Annotated in this window: 1 protein-coding gene and 1 pseudogene; both read right to left on the reverse strand. The window is 64.1% G+C overall.

Annotated elements, in window-relative coordinates; translation table 11 throughout:
- Positions 1–335, reverse strand: a pseudogene (locus DPV79_RS41400) (DUF4942 domain-containing protein); the annotation flags it as partial.
- 61 nt (positions 336–396) lie between these two features.
- Positions 397–1,301: hypothetical protein (locus tag DPV79_RS41405; RefSeq protein WP_113048170.1), on the reverse strand; the 905-nt coding region annotated here is incomplete at its 5' end.

Raw genomic sequence — 1,301 nt, forward strand, 5'->3', positions numbered from 1 at the left:
ATCTGGTTGCTCCACTGGTCGCGAGCCTTGGCGTCCATGAAGGTGCGCAGGCCCGATTCCGACAGCAGGTAATCCCAGCCGCGCACGTCGATAAGACGCACCATGGCGGCTTCCGCTTCGTCGCGTTTCGCATAGTCTCCGGTAACAGTGGGCCGGCCGCGGCAACCGTAGCTTTCATCGAGCACGAGACGGGGGAATCCGAGATGCGCAGCCTTGGCGAGTTGCTGAGCTTCGCCGAGTAGATCGAGGGCGGCGCGCACGCGTTCGACGACGGCGACGCGCTGGTTGGCGAGGTTCAAGATGCTGATACTTGGAACGAGTGTGGTCGAGTCCATGGCGCATGACAGAAATGAAGTGGAATGAGTGACAAGAAAAAGCCGGGCGCGAGGCCCGGCTCTATGCCGTTGAGGTGAGTTCTGCAAGTTGGCGGCGCAATTCCGCCGCGCGCGATTGCGAACACCCACAATGGCGGCGTATATCCGCGACCGTGGGACGGACGAGACCGGCCGCGACATCCCGGAGGAGTCGCGACAGGTGGTCGTCAATGGGAGCCGTCGCCGGTAACGATGTGACCGGGGCGTCGCGTGGTGCATGACCGCCGCTCTTCCGGTCGTGACTCGGCGTTACGGAATTGCGACTAACGGTCTCGTCGTCGTGACTCGCCGTGACGGGCATGACTACCGGCTGAGTCATGTCAGCCGTTTCCGTGACTGGCGCGACGGCAAACGGAGTCACGGCTGGCGTTGCCGTGACTGCTGACGGCGAAACGGTAGTCACGACGGGTAACGGCTTCGGTAACGGCAACCGAAGCGCGACGGTCCACAACAGACAGGCGACGCTTTCAAGCACAGCGGCGAATGCAAGCCCGGTCAGCAGATCGATCCTGGTCGCGGTCGTACTGAGTAACGCGGCGAGTCGCGACGTGACTGGATCGACGCGTAACGCGTCACGTTGTACCGTGACGCGATCCGCAGCGGCCTGCTGGCGCCGCACCTCATCGGCTTCGGCGTTCAGCGCATCGAGTCGCGCACCGAGCGTCGTTCGGCGCGCATCCAGCGTTGCGCAGTTGCCGACGCAGTAGCGAGCGTTCGCCGTGGCGAGCTGGGCCGAGATGCTTGCGCGCTCAGCCATGACGACTGTCAGGCTACGCGACGGTACCGGTGCCGGTACTGTGACCGCCGCCGCGCGTTGCTCCCCGGCATGCTGCTGCGCCATCACGAAGAACTGCGCGTGACCGAAGCAAGCCGTCGCCAGACACGCGCCCCATAACACGCTACCTATACAACGCACGACGATCGGTG

The organism is Burkholderia reimsis (genome assembly GCF_003294055.1).
Lineage (GTDB): Bacteria > Pseudomonadota > Gammaproteobacteria > Burkholderiales > Burkholderiaceae > Burkholderia > Burkholderia cepacia.